The organism is Myxococcus sp. CA023 (assembly GCF_010998615.1).
GTDB lineage: Bacteria > Myxococcota > Myxococcia > Myxococcales > Myxococcaceae > Myxococcus.
The window spans coordinates 97193-110503 of record NZ_JAAEAH010000011.1 but is presented as its reverse complement, the minus strand read 5'-3'; the positions used below and the strand labels follow the sequence as shown (position 1 = coordinate 110503).

12 protein-coding genes are annotated in these 13311 nt (G+C 70.3%); 9 read left to right on the top strand and 3 right to left on the bottom strand.

Annotation, left to right across the window (positions count from 1 at the left end; translation table 11 throughout):
* Position 1 precedes the first annotated feature (1 nt).
* Positions 2–415 carry a response regulator transcription factor gene (locus F8M74_RS07115; RefSeq protein WP_163884349.1) on the bottom strand — a complete coding sequence of 138 codons (414 nt, stop codon included), beginning with the start codon at positions 413–415 and terminating at the stop codon, positions 2–4.
* A 151-nt stretch (positions 416–566) separates the two neighbouring features.
* Positions 567–1676, bottom strand: a complete 1110-nt coding sequence (locus F8M74_RS37730) for a serine protease (RefSeq protein ID WP_228560493.1) — start codon at positions 1674–1676, stop codon at positions 567–569.
* Between the two features lie 380 nt (positions 1677–2056).
* Here F8M74_RS37730 and F8M74_RS07100 point away from each other — a divergent pair, with 380 nt between their 5' ends.
* The 7 genes from F8M74_RS07100 to F8M74_RS07070 all read left to right on the top strand — a co-directional run bounded on the left by F8M74_RS07100 (position 2057) and on the right by F8M74_RS07070 (position 9905).
* Positions 2057–5641 (top strand): protein kinase, encoded by a 3585-nt coding sequence (locus tag F8M74_RS07100; protein ID WP_141256143.1) that lies wholly within the window; start codon positions 2057–2059, stop codon positions 5639–5641.
* A gap of 66 nt (positions 5642–5707) precedes the next feature.
* Positions 5708–6364: a 2-hydroxychromene-2-carboxylate isomerase gene (locus F8M74_RS07095; RefSeq protein ID WP_141256137.1), complete on the top strand. Its 657-nt coding sequence runs from the start codon at positions 5708–5710 to the stop codon at positions 6362–6364.
* A gap of 136 nt (positions 6365–6500) precedes the next feature.
* Complete coding sequence (locus F8M74_RS07090; protein ID WP_141256138.1) at positions 6501–7148, top strand: hypothetical protein; 648 nt, start codon at positions 6501–6503, stop codon at positions 7146–7148.
* Between the two features lie 76 nt (positions 7149–7224).
* Entirely contained in the window at positions 7225–8421 is a 1197-nt protein-coding gene (locus F8M74_RS07085) for an acetyl-CoA C-acetyltransferase (protein WP_141256139.1), read from the top strand.
* Positions 8422–8450: 29 nt separating this feature from the next.
* Entirely contained in the window at positions 8451–8666 is a 216-nt protein-coding gene (locus tag F8M74_RS07080; RefSeq protein WP_026113800.1) for a hypothetical protein, read from the top strand.
* Between the two features lie 163 nt (positions 8667–8829).
* A complete protein-coding gene (locus F8M74_RS07075) occupies positions 8830–9027 on the top strand; it encodes a hypothetical protein (RefSeq protein ID WP_013938428.1) in 198 nt (65 codons plus the stop codon).
* A 149-nt stretch (positions 9028–9176) separates the two neighbouring features.
* Positions 9177–9905 (top strand): DUF1751 domain-containing protein, encoded by a 729-nt coding sequence (locus F8M74_RS07070; protein WP_140866253.1) that lies wholly within the window; start codon positions 9177–9179, stop codon positions 9903–9905.
* A gap of 18 nt (positions 9906–9923) precedes the next feature.
* Here the strand turns inward: F8M74_RS07070 and F8M74_RS07065 are convergent, their stop codons facing one another.
* Positions 9924–11561 carry a sigma-54-dependent Fis family transcriptional regulator gene (locus tag F8M74_RS07065; RefSeq protein ID WP_141256140.1) on the bottom strand — a complete coding sequence of 546 codons (1638 nt, stop codon included), beginning with the start codon at positions 11559–11561 and terminating at the stop codon, positions 9924–9926.
* A 142-nt stretch (positions 11562–11703) separates the two neighbouring features.
* Between F8M74_RS07065 and F8M74_RS07060 the strand changes: the two genes are divergently transcribed.
* Positions 11704–12579, top strand: coding sequence for a dioxygenase (locus tag F8M74_RS07060; RefSeq protein ID WP_163884348.1), 876 nt, complete (start codon positions 11704–11706; stop codon positions 12577–12579).
* Between the two features lie 31 nt (positions 12580–12610).
* Positions 12611–13225 carry a YceI family protein gene (locus tag F8M74_RS07055; protein ID WP_141254095.1) on the top strand — a complete coding sequence of 205 codons (615 nt, stop codon included), beginning with the start codon at positions 12611–12613 and terminating at the stop codon, positions 13223–13225.
* The last annotated feature ends 86 nt before the right edge of the window (positions 13226–13311 follow it).

The window sequence follows — 13311 nt, the reverse complement described above, 5'->3', positions numbered from 1 at the left end:
CTCAGCTCTTCCACGCGGGCTGGGTGGTGGGCGCGGCCGGGGTGACGGCGTCCGCGCGAGCCAGCAGCGCGTGAATCTGGGCGATGAGCACGGGCGGCTTCACCGGCTTGACCAGGTAGGCGTCCGGGACGGGCTGGTCCGCGGGCCCTTCCGTGCGAGGCGCATAGCCGCTGACGAAGATGACGGGGACGTGCTTGAGCGTGGGCTCGGAGCGGAAGTGGCCACAGAGCGCGTAGCCGTCCATTCCGTCCATGTTCACATCGGAGATGAGCACATCGGGCGGGTGCGCCAGGGCCTGCTGAAGCCCCGACTCGCCGTCGGCCGCCGTGGTGCAGTCAAACTCGCCTGAGAGCAGGAGACGGAGCGTCTCCCGCATCGTCCACGAATTCTCGACGATGAGGACCTTCGGCTTCACGACACCCCGACTCTCAGGGAGGCAGCCGCCCGGCGGTGCCCGGTGCACACGCTCTCCCCCGGCGAAAGGCCCAGCATCACCCCACGCGCCAGCGGGGAGCAAGAGGGGGTGCTCAGCACCCCTTGGGTCCGTGGGGGACGAGGCGCGGCGCCTACTCCTCGGGAGGGGGGCTCACGAGGCCCTGACGCGAGACGGCGGAGTCGGGCTCCTCGTCGCCTCGGGCTTCCCTCTCCGGGACATCTTGGGACGTCCACTCCTCGCCGCGCTCCACGCGCGCCTCCCACGGTGTGTCGGCGTGGGGCGCCGCGTCGCCGTGCTCGTGGGCGAGGTGCCGGGAGGCGTCCGCCGCGCCACGGTCCTGCGCGTCCGCCACCTGCCCGCGGTTGCGCGGTTGGAAATTCTCCCCGGCGTGGAAGCCCGCCTGCTGGTCATCGCCAATGTCCCTGGGCCGCGCGTCCTGGGGGCCCTTGTCCTTCTTGCCAGCCATGGTGCCGTCTCCGTGGGTAGGGAGGGCGTGAGGTTCCGCCCCGTTCGCTCCAAGTTCAGAGCGGGCGGCCCCAGGGGCAACGACGCCAGGGCCCACTGATGGGAGGGCGGCCTGGCGAGGCGGAGGCGGCGCCCGCCGCGCCAGGGCCGGTCCCCTTCGCGGCAGCTGCGCCACCACCTCCGCGAGCCCCGCGGTGGGCGCGGCGATGCGGCAGGCGGCCCCGCCGTGGACCAGCCCCACCACCTGCATGCGCGCGTCCACCAACGGCGCGCCAGAGTCCCCCGGCCGGCCCCGGATGGTGGTGAAGAGCGCGGCGGGCACCTCGGGAAGCGAAGGGCAGCGGCCCAGCCGCTCCAGCACGGCCTGCTGAGGCTTGTCGGGACGGTCATTGCGGCCCGCGAACACCAGCGGCTCTCCCGGAGTGGGCAGGGCCTGGGCGACGTCCAGTGGGCGCACCGGCGCTGGCGCGTCCAGGCGGAGGATGGCGATGTCCCGGCCCCGGTCCACGTGCACGGCGCTGCCGTCCATCCGGCGTCCGCCCAGGAAGGACAAGGGCACCCGCGAGTCCTCATTCCGGAGGCAGTGCGCGGCGGTGAGAATGTGCCGGCCGTCTTCCACCACCACGCCCGCACAGTGGCCCGGCTCCAGCGTCACCGTCGCCGCCGCCACGTCGTCGAGGTCCGGCGGTGCCTCCTCCTCCGACGTGTGGCATGCCGCCAGCAGCAACGCCCCCACGCCCGCCCCCAGCCACGTCCTCCAGCCCGCGTGCCTCATCCGTCACCTCGTGGCCCGCTCATCCGGCCGGCGCCTTCTTCCGAGGGAGGATGTGCACCCACGCGTCCGGGGCTTCGGGCAGGGCTGCCAGGCCGCCGTCCAGCCGAGGCCCGTGTTGTCAGGTGCTTGTCGCCTGGGGCGCATGCGCGGTGCGACACTCAACGCCGACACGGCACTGATGATGTGTGCCTGTCGCAAGGAAACGTGATATCCCATTAACTTCTGCATTTCGCTGACCCCGCCGGTTCCCCTTCGTGAGCGACGAGGAGAAGACAGCAGTCCTGGACGAGCGCAGCCGTCCTCCAAGTTCATGGGGGGACCGCATCCGCACGCCCATCACCCTGCCGGGAGCGCGCGCCGGGGAGCGCCGCTCGTTGGCCGTGGGCATGGTGGTGACGGGGCGCTACCGGGTGGAAGGGCTGCTGGGCGAAGGCGGCATGGGCCGCATCTGGCTGGCCACGGACCTGCATGAGCACCGCCGGGTGGCGCTCAAGGAGATGCAGGTCCCCGCGGGCCTGACGGCGGGCAAGACGGAGGAGCTGGTGCTGATGTTCCGGCACGAGTTCTTCGCCATGAAGAAGCTCCAGCACCCCGGCACCCTCAAGGTCTTCGACTGGGGCATGACGGAGGCCGGCAACCGCTTCATCACCATGGAGGTGGTGGACGGGCAGGACCTGAGCTCGCTGGGGCGTGAGTCGCCACTGGACACGCGCACGCTGTACCGCGTGCTCATCCAGATGTCCCAGGTCCTGGCCTTCCTGCACTCGCGGCTGTACGTGCACTGCGACATCAAGGCCAGCAACATCCGCATCACCAGCGCGGGCGCGGTGAAGCTGATGGACTTCGGCGTCATGCACCAGCTGGGCACCCCCAGCCCCGGCCGTCTCAAGGGCACGCTGGAGTACCTGGCGCCGGAGTGGCAGCGCGGCGCGAGCATCGACGGGCGCGCGGACCTCTATTCGCTGGGCGTCATGGCCTACTACCTGGTCACGCGCCGGCTGCCCTTCAAGCGCAACACCCCGGCGGCGCTCCTGGCGGACCACCTGACGCGGCCGCCGCCGAAGCCGTCCACGATTTGCCCGGTGGATCCGCAGCTGGAGGAAATCATCCTCCTGCTGTTGGCGAAGGATCCGCGCGAGCGCTTCCAGGACGCCAGCGAGCTGATGGAGGCGCTCTGCCACGCCAGCGGCGAGCCGATGCCGGAGGAGCCGCTGTCGGCGCGCGCCAGCTACCTGCACGTGCCGGAAGTGGTGGGCCGCGCCGCGGAGCTGGAAGCGCTGATGAACGGCCTGGCCGAGGCGGACTGGGGCCAGTCCCGCGCGGTGCTCATCGGCGCGCCCGCGGGCGTGGGCAAGACGCGGCTGCTCCAGGAGTTCGAGCTCCAGGCGAAGCTGGCGGAGCTGCCCTTCGGCCGAGGCCAGTGCCGCGCGGAGGGGCAGGCGCCGCTGACGCCCATCGTCCAGGCGGTGCGGTGTCTGGTACCGCTCACGCCCTCGGAGATGATGGAGCGCCTCGGGCCGAAGCTGCGGCAGTTGCTCCCGGGCCTGACGCCGGACGCGGGCGAAGTGCATCCGGTGGTGGGCGAGGAGAAGCTGGCCTTCTTCGGCGCGCTGGCGGAGTGGGTGCAGGCGCTGGGCCGGCGGATGACGCTGGTGCTGTGCTTCGAGGACCTCCAGTGGGCCGACAGCGCCACGCTGGAGGTGCTCAACGTCCTCATCCGCGCCCTGTACGGCACGCGCGGCATGGTGGTGGGCACGTTCCGGAACGGCGAGTTGAGCCGCCTGAGCCTGGCCTTCCAGACGGTGGACGAGAAAATCACCACCCGCATGGACCTGGAGCCGCTGGCCGCCGAGCACGTGCGGACGCTGGTGGAGCTGGCGCTGCCGGGGCTGGCCGTGCCCGCGGCCTTCGTCACGCGGTTGCATGAGACCACGGGCGGCAATGCCTTCTTCGCCACCGAGTGCCTGCGCGCGCTGGTGGAGGAAGGCGCGCTGACGCGGGTGGGCGGCCGGTGGAGCGCCGTCGAGGGGCTGGATACACGGCCGCTGCCCGCCAGCATCCACGACGCGGTGCTCGCGCGCCTGGGCAGTGCTCCGGCGGAGCAGGTGTCGCTGCTGCGCCAGTTGGCGCCCGCGGGCCGCAGCCTGGAGCTGCCCATGCTCCGCGCGCTGGCGGAGCTGCCCGAGTCCGAGCTGTTCGCGGTGCTGGACGGCATCGTGGAGCGGCAGTTCCTCCAGGAGGTGGAGGGCCGCTACGTCTTCACGCACGACACTGTGCACCAGGCCGTCTACGACAGCACGCCCGAGGATGCGCGGCGCGTGGCGCACGGCCGCGTGGCGCTGGCGCTCCAGACGCTGCACTCGTCGCGGCCGGAGCTGTCGCGCACGGTGGGGTGGCACTACCTGCGCTCGTCGGAGCCGGAGCTGGCCATTGGCCCGCTGCTGGACGCGGGCCGGGCCGCCATCGAGGCGCAGGCGCTGCTGGAGGCGACGCTGCTGCTGAAGGAAGCGGCGATGCTGCTGGAGGCCGCGCCGGACTTCCCGGGCCGTGACAGGCTGCTCTTGCGCATCTGGGTGACGATGGTGGAGGTGGGCTATTCGAGCGACCCGCCCACCTCGCTCGTCTTCGCGCGGAAGCTGAGTGACCACTGGGCCTCCACGGTGGACCTGGTGGACGGGCGGGCGCAGGCGGTGGCCGCGCTGGAGGCCGCGTGCGCCGCGCCCGAAGTGGAGCGTCCCGCGCGCCTGAAGGCGCTGTTCCGTGAGCGCGAGGCGGATGCGTTCGCCAGCACCGCGGACGTCTTCTGGAAGCAGGCCGAGCTGCGCATTCTCCAGGCCATGGCCCTGGCCAGCGTGGGGCGCACGGAGGAGCTGACGGCGCTGCTCGAGCGTGTGCGGGCCGAGCAGCCGGAGGTGTCGCCCTATCGCGCCGCGGCGCAGCTGGCTCCCGCTCAGGTGTGTGCCTACACGGGCCGCTTCGCCGGCGTGCTGGAGACGCAGTACGAGCAACTGAAGCGGCTTCGCGGGCTGTGCGAGGTGATGGGCCGGCTACCCAAGCGCCTGGCGTGGGCGCTGGGCATGGGCGGCTTCACGATGAACATGAACCTGGCGCTGCGCGGCGAGCCGCTGGACGCTCAGGCGCTGCGCGACGGGTACGCCGTGGCGGAGGCCCATGGGCTCACGGACGTGCGCGGCTTCCATCTGTTCTCGGTGGTGACGCGCGCGGCCTTCACGGGCGACGGCGCGGCGTTCGTCCCGGCCTTCACGGAGAAGACGGAGCTGGTGCGGCGGCTGGGCAACCCCCGGTTGATGGAGCGCAACCTGGCCCTCTTCACACCGCCGTACTACCTGGAGCGCGGCGAGCACGAGCACGTGGCCGCGGTGGTGGCCCGCGCCGAGGCGCTGGCGCGGGTGCTGCCGGAGGACCGGTGGCTCCAGTGTCACCTGCGGGTGTATCAGGCCTGCCGCGACGTGCTCTTCGAGGATGCGGGTGCGGCGCGCCGGTCACTCCCCGCGGCCCTTGCCGCCGCGCGCGAGGGCGGCGTCCGCATGGAGACGCTGCTGCGCGTCTATCAGTCCCGCTTCGAACGGGAGCAGGGCAACCTGGTGGCGGCGCAGGACGCGGCGGAGGCGGCGCTGGCGCGGGCCATGGACCCGGTGCTGGCCAATCCGTGGGATGAAATCCTCTCCCGCCGGGCGCTGGCGGCGCTGCTGCCGGGTGAGGAGGGCCTGGCGCACCTGCGCCGGGCGCTCGCGCTGGCGGAGCTGACGGGCAACGTGCTCCAGGTGGGGCTGGTGCGCCTGGCGCTCGCGGAGCGCGCGCGGGACGCGGAGTCCTCGGTGGTGGCGCTGGAGGCGGCCGAGGCGGCCTTCATGGATGCCCGGGCCTCCAGCCTGCTGGCCCTGGCCAGCTCCCTGCGGGGTGCGCTCCAGCGCCGGGCCGGGGAGCTGCGTCAGAGCGCCTGATGTGACGCTGGAAAGTCGACGGGACTGTGTCCTCACAGCCCGGAAGTGGGGCGTTAGACTCGGGCCATGGCCCCGACCCCACTGCGGTTCCTGCTGGATTTCATCTCGCCGTATGCCTACCTGGCCTGGACGCGCCTGCCGGCGCTCGCCGCGCGCCATGGCCGCACCGTGGAGCCGGTGCCCGTGCTGCTCGCGGGGGTGCTCAACGCGACGGGAAACATCGGTCCCGCGGAGGTCGTGCCCAAGCGGGCCTACATCTTCAAGCAGACCTTTCGCATCGCCCATGACCTTGGCGTGCCCTTCGCGCCGCCGCCGACGCATCCCTTCAACCCGCTGCTCGCGCTGCGTGTGACGGCCGCCGTGGATGACGTGGAGGCCCGGAGCCGGCTGGTGAGCGCCCTGTATGCCTCCGCCTGGGGCGGCGGGAAGGGGGCGGAGTCGCCCGAGGCCGTGGGCGCGGCGATTCAGGCCGCGGGGCTGGACGCCCAGGCGCTGCTCGCGGCGGCCCAGACGCAGGAGGTGAAGGACCGGGTCCGGCGGAACACCGAGGCGGCGGTTGCCGCCGGAGCCTTTGGCGTGCCCACCTATCTGGTGGACGACGAGCTGTTCTTCGGCGTGGACTCGCTGGGGCACCTGGAGCAGTTCCTGCGCGGCGAGGACCCACTCACCCCGGCGGACGTCGAGCGCTGGAGCACGCTGCCAGCCAGCGCGTCCCGGCGCTGAAGCCAGCGCACGCGGGCGCCGCTTTCCGCTAGGGTCCCGGAGTCATGGTCTCCGGTCGGCCCGCCTTGTTGACCTCCCTCGTTCGGCTCCTCGCGCCCGTGGCGCGGGGGGCGATGCACCTGGAGGTCCTCCCTTCATGAATGTCCTCGCCGAGCTGGGCATCGTCGTCGCCGGCCTGGTGCTGGCGCTCGTGCTGCTGTCCATGAATCTGTGGCGCAGCATCCTCTTCCTCTTCCCGTCCAGCGTGCGGGTGGAGCCCGAGGCGCCCGCGGACCAGATGGATTTGCCCCTGGAGCTGTCGGGGCGCGCCAACCAGCTTCAGGCGCTGGGGTTCGTGCCGCTGGGCAGCCATGAGGAGAAGCCGCGCCTCCAGCGCGCCACGCGCTCCTACGATTGGGCCCACCCAGGTGAGCGCGTTTTCGCCACGCTCCACGAGGGGCAGGGCGGCGTGCCCCGGCTGTACCTCCTCACCCCCCTGGCCTCCGGGGGCTTCGTCATCACCGCGGACTACCGGCGCCCGGCGCTGGAGGTGCCCGGCGTCTACCTGGCGGGTTCACTGGAGGACGCTCCGCCCGACCGCCTGTTGCGCGCGCACCTGCGCCGCCTGGACGGGTTGCAGCCCACCGGGGATTTCACCTGGGAAGGCAGGGTGGCCGCCGGGCGTTCCTGGTACCAGGGGCTCGGCCGCAAGGAAATCCGGAAACAGAACCTTCAAGGTTTGTTGTGGACCGTCATCGCGCTTGCCATCGTCGCCAGCGCCTTTTTCGGGCCGCGCGCGCCCTAGGGCCGTCCGTCCCACACGTCACGACGTCACGGCGCGCGTGCACCGCGCGCCCCATGAGAGTAGGTAGACGACCACCATGAAGAGCGTGTCCAAGAACGAGGAAATCTACTTCCTGTCCGGCAAGCGCACCCCGTTCGGTACCTACGGGGGAAGCCTGAAGGACCTCAGTGCCACCGACCTCGCCGTGGAGTCGGCGAAGGCCGCGCTGGCCCAGGCGAAGGTGTCTCCGGAAGACGTCCAGCACGTCGTCTACGGCAACGTGGTGCAGACCAGCGCGGACGCCATCTACCTGCCGCGCCACGTGGGCCTGCGCACCGGCGTGCCCGTCCCCGTGCCCGCACTGGGCGTCAACCGGCTGTGCGGCTCCGGCTTCCAGGCCTTCATCACGGCGGCGGAGCTGATGCTCACCGAGCAGGCCTCCGTCGTGCTGGCCGGTGGCACCGAGTCCATGAGCCAGGCCCCCCACGTCATCCGCGGCGCCCGCTGGGGCCTGCCGCTGGGCAAGGGCAGCCTGGAGGACATGCTGTGGACGGCCCTCACCGACAGCTACACCGGCCAGGCCATGGCGCTCACCGCCGAGCAGCTCGCGGTGGACTACTCGCTCACGCAGGAGCAGGTGGACGAGTACGCCGTCCTGACCCAGAAGCGCTTCGCCGCCGCGCAGGAGGCGGGCCGCTTCCAGGATGAAATCGCCCCCGTCACGCTGAAGACGAAGAAGGGGGAGACGGTGGTGTCCCGGGACGAGCACAACCGCCCGGAGACGTCGGTGGAGAGCCTGCGCAAGCTGCCCAAGGTCTTCAAGAAGGACGGCGTGGTGCACGCGGGCGCGGCCAGTGGCATCTGCGACGGCGCCGGCTCCATGGTGATGGCCACCGGCAGCTTCGTGAAGAAGCACGGCCTGCAGCCCATTGCCCGGCTCGTCAACTGGGGCGTCTCCGGCTGTGATCCGAAAATCATGGGCATTGGCCCCGCGCCGGCCATCCGCCAGTTGCTGGAGCGCGCCCAGTGTCAGCTGTCGGACATCGACCTCTTCGAGGTCAACGAGGCCTTCGCGCCGCAGTACCTGGCGGTGGAGAAGGAGCTGGGGCTGCCCCGTGAGCGCACCAACGTCAACGGCGGCGCCATCGCCGTGGGGCACCCGCTGGGAGCTTCCGGCGCGCGCATCACCACTACGCTGGTGTACGAGCTGAAGCGTCGCGGCGCCCGCTATGGTATCGGGTCCGCCTGCATCGGTGGCGGCCAGGGCATCGCGGTGCTCGTCGAGGCGCTCTGATGACACAGGACTTCCAACCAGGACGCGAGATGAGCAACGAGGTGGACGCGAAGACGGCGCGTGAGCGGGCCAAGGCCATCGCGGAGCAGCGCCGCGCCGAGCGTCGCAACCGCAAGCGCAAGTGCGTGGTGTGTAGCGTGGAGGAGAGCGACAAGACGCCCCTGACGGCACACCCCGAGGGCATTGGCCCGGCCTGCAAGGATGAGGTCACCTGCCTGTCGCGCAAGGCCGCCAGCGGCCGGTGAAGTTCCAGCCCCCGGGCCCGCGCGCTCCGTGCGAGGCTCGGGAGCCCACCTCCCAGGTGGGATGCCCAGGACGCGCAAGGGCCGGATTGTCGGGCCCGATTCTTGATGGCGGAATCGTCTCGGGGTAAACGTCCAGAATCTCTGGTTTATGACGAGGGTCGGAATGGGCGTTATCAGCTTCACGGGCGTCAAGGTGTTCTCCACCACGCTCGCGCGTGACCGCGAGAACATGGGTGAGAACATCACCAAGTGGCTCAAGGAGAACTCCAACCTCGAGGTGGTCGACAGGGTGGTGACGCAGTCCTCCGACAAGGAGTTCCACTGCTTGACCATCACGCTCTTCTACAAGCCGAAGGCTTGATTGGCCGCGAGGCCGTTGACGAAGCGTGAGTGTTCGAGGGCGCTTTCCCCGGTGTCGGGGATGGGCGCCCTTCGTCATTTGGGGTTGCGAAGCGAGCGGTGTTCCACCACCTTTGGACGGCTCTGAGCAACGAGAGGATGGTGTACTGAATGCGACCGATGAGGAGCTTCGGAGGCGGGGGCGGCGGCATGGGACTGCCCGGCCTGGAGACCACGGCGTCCAAGTTGGCGGTGGCGCTGGTGGCTGGCTCCGTGATGTTCCACCTCACGAAGTCGCAGTCGGGTGGCTTGCTGCTGCTGTTCCCGGACCTGGTGTTCGGCAAGCTCTTCCTGTGGCAGCCGCTGACGTATGCCTTCATCGAGTCCAGCCCCATCGGCATCATCTTCGGCGCCATCATCACCTGGTCCATTGGCGGCTACCTGGAGTCCATCTGGGGCAGCAGGCGCCTGTTGATGGTGGCGCTGGGCATCGCGGTGAGTGCGGGCCTCATCACCTCGCTGCTGGCCATGCTGGTGCCCGGCGCGACGGTGCAGGCGTACGCGGGCGGCAACGTCATGACGTCGGTGCTGTGGGTGTCCTACGGACTCTCCATTGGCCGGGGGCAGACGAACTTCTGGGGCCTGCCGCTGTCGGGCAACGCGCTGGCGGGCATCGGTGCGGGCTTCGTCGTCCTGTCGGCCGTCACCAGTGGCTGGCAGACGCAGGTGCCGGACCTGCTGGGCCTCTGCATGGCGTTCGCCTACGTGCGCGGGGCCAGCCCGCGCAAGCTGTGGCTGCACCTGCAGCACTGGCGGCTGCAGCGCCAGTTGAAGGGCCGCTCCAAGCACCTGCAGGTGGTGCGGCAGGACCGGCCGGACCGGGACCAGTACCTCAACTGACGCCGGGCCCTTCGCGACTCAGTGGGCCGCCTCCGGGTGGCCGTACTGCTTGAGCTTGCGGTAGAGCGTCGCCACGCCGATGTCGAGCTGCTCGGCGGTGCGCGCGCGGTTGCCGCCGTTCTGCGCCAGCACCGCCAGGATGTAATGCTTCTCCATGTCCTCCAGCCGCTGCGGATTGCCGGTGGGCACCAGGCTGGGGGGCGCGGCGCGGACCTCCTCCGGCAGGTCCTCCCGCTCCACCCGAGTGCCCTCGCACAGCGCCACCGCGCGCTCCACGGCGTTGCTCAGCTCACGCACGTTGCCGGGCCACGCATAGCGCAGCAACTGGTCCGCCGCGTCCGGGGACAGGCCCGACACCCTGCGGCCCAAGCGCTCCGCGGCCTCGGCGAGCAGCAGCCGCGCCAGGGGGAGCACGTCGTCGCGGCGCTCACGCAGCGGCGGAATCTTCAGCTCGATGACGCGCAGCCGGTAGTAGAGGTCCTGACGGAAGCGCCCCTGGCGGACCTCCTCCGCGAGGTCGCGGTTGGTGGCGGCCACCAGCCGCACGTCCACCTTGCGGCTGGCGTTCTCGCCCACGCGGCGCACCTCGCGCTCCTGCAGCACGCGCAGCAGCTTGGCCTGCATGGACGGTGGCACCTCGCCCACTTCATCCAGGAAGAGGGTGCCGCCATGGGCCGCTTCGAAGAGGCCGGCCCTGTCGTGGGTGGCGCCGGTGAAGGCGCCGCGCGCGTGGCCGAACAGCTCGCTCTCCAGCAGGCTTTCCGTGACGGCGGCGCAGTTGACGGCGACGAAGGCCTTGTGCGCGCGGCCTGACTCGTCATGGATGAGGCGGGCGATGCGCTCCTTGCCCACGCCGCTCTCGCCCGTGACGAGCACCGTGGAGTCCACCTTCGCCACCCTGCGCGCCAGGTTGATGATTCGCTGCATCGCCTCCGAGCGCGCCACCATGCCCGCCGGGTCCTCCGTCACGCCCGCGCGCGCCAGCGACTGCCGCTTCGCGCGCAGCTTGCGCTCCGCCTGTCGCAGCGCCTCCGTCACCTGCGCCAGCATTCCTTCCATGCACTGGGTTTCATAGAGGCGCAGCACCTCCGTGCACTCAGTGCTCCACTCCTCGGCGGGACGGCCCACGTAGTGGCATGCCGCGTCGCCCTTGCCCACGCAGCGCAGCTCCGTGCCGTAGATGGGCTTGCCGTTGACGTAGCTCATGTAGCCGGACGCGAAGCCGGTGAGGCTCCAGCACACCGGCTGGTCGGACTGGCCCAGGTGCAGCAAGTGCTGCTCGGCTTCATAGGAATCGTGCCACTGCGCTTCGGCGAAGGGCTCCGGGCCTTCGTCCGCGCGGCGCTGGACGGGCTCCACCCGGACCTGCCCCTGGAGGGTGTGCAGCCGCCCGCCGGCACGGCGCCACAGGGATTCGTCCTTCCAGGGAACCGCGCCCTTCATCGCTTCGGCCGTGCGCCAGCCGTGCGCGTAGCCCAGGCGCGTGAAGGTGCCGCGCGCCGCCGTCATCCCCATTAGCTTGACGAGCTCCTTGCGAAGCAGCCCCAGCGCCACCGGGTCCATCAGCAGCACGCGCTGGCCCCCGAAGTGGATGAGCCCACCCCCTGGCTCGAAGGACAGCAGCTCACTCAAGTCCAGCTCGAAACGGCCACCCACGCTGTACGACTCCTTCCAGAATGAGTTGAGTCTCTATCGTTTTGAGAGTCCTGTTGCACGGAAGGTTTAGGGAGCGGAGCAAATCCAATAGGTTGGAGTTTTGGGTGTCGTGGTCTTCCGGTTGCATTAGAAGGCGGCCGTCATGGGCGACGAACTCGACAGACGCGTGGTGCTTCAAGGCGTGGCGGCGGCCGGGGTGGCGGGCGTGCTGGGGGCGGGTGGCCCTGGCGGCGGCCAGGCCGTGGCCCCCGCGGCGTTCATCTCTCACGGCTCACCGATGGTGGCCCTGGACGCGGATGCCTACCCGCAGGCACTGCGGCGCTTCGGCGGCGAGGCCCAGGCGCGGGCCCTGGTGGTGGTGTCCGCCCATTGGGAGACGCCCGGTGAGATTCGCGTCACCGCCAGCGCGCAGCCGTCCCTCATCCATGACTTCTATGGCTTTCCCGAGCCGCTCTACCGCCTGCGCTATGGCGCGCCGGGTGCGCCGTCCCTGGCCGAGGACGTGGTCGCCCGGCTGAAGGCGGGCGGGTTGCCCACCGTGGCTGACGCGGAGCGCGGCTGGGACCACGGCGCGTGGGTGCCGCTGCTGCATGCCTTCCCGGAGGCGAAGCTCCCCGTCGTCCAGGTCTCCATGCCGCTGGGCGCGAGCGCCGCGGACATCGCGCGGATGGGCGAACTCCTCCGGCCGCTGCGCGCGCAGGGCGTGCTGTTGATGGGCAGCGGCGGCATCGTCCACAACCTGCGCCGGCTGAATTTCCATGAGAAGGCGGCGTCCGTCGAGCCGTGGGCCGCGGCCTTCGATGCGTGGATTGCGCAGAAGCTGGAGGCGCGAGACTTCACCGGTCTTCAATCATGGTTGGATGCACCGAACGCGCGGCTCGCGCATCCAAGGGCCGAACATTTGATGCCGCTCTATTTCGTCCTCGGAGCTGCCCTCCCCGAGGACCGTCTCACCCCCGTATTCGAGGGCTTCCATCACGGAACCTTGTCCATGCGCAGCTTCGCGCTGCGCGCCTGACTTCGCTGTATCCCCAAGGAGCACACTTCTTATGAAGACGTCCATGAAGAGCGCCGTTGCCCTGTTTTTCGCCCTCCCGTCCATCGCGCTGGCCTCCACCTGGAAGGTGGATGACTCGCACTCCAGCGCCGGCTTTTCCGTCCGTCACATGATGGTGTCGAACGTCACCGGCTCGTTCAACGTGAAGAGCGGCACGGTGAACCTGGATGACAAGGACGTCACCAAGTCCAAGGTCGAGGCCGTGCTGGACGCGTCCACCGTCAACACCGGCAACGCCAAGCGCGACGAGCACCTGCGGGCCCCTGACTTCTTCGACACGGCCAAGTTCCCGGAGATCACCTTCAAGTCCACCAAGGTCCAGAAGGCGGGCCAGGGCAAGCTGAAGGTCACCGGTGACCTGACCATGCACGGCGTCACCAAGCCGGTCGTCCTGGACGTCACGGGCCCGTCGAAGGAGTCCAAGGACCCCTGGGGCAACACCCGCACGGGCGTGACGGCGACCACCAAGCTGAACCGCAAGGACTTCGGCCTGGCCTACAACCAGGCGCTGGAAGCGGGCGGCGTCGCGGTGGGTGAGGAAGTCACCGTGAACCTGGAGCTGTCGCTGGTGAAGCAGGCCGACGCCGCCGCGACAGACAAGAAGTAAGCCTTCGCTTCTTCTGAAATGACGGAGGGGCCTCCCACGGTGGTGGGGGCCCCTCTTTCATTTGCGGGGCACGGCGGCCCCGCCCG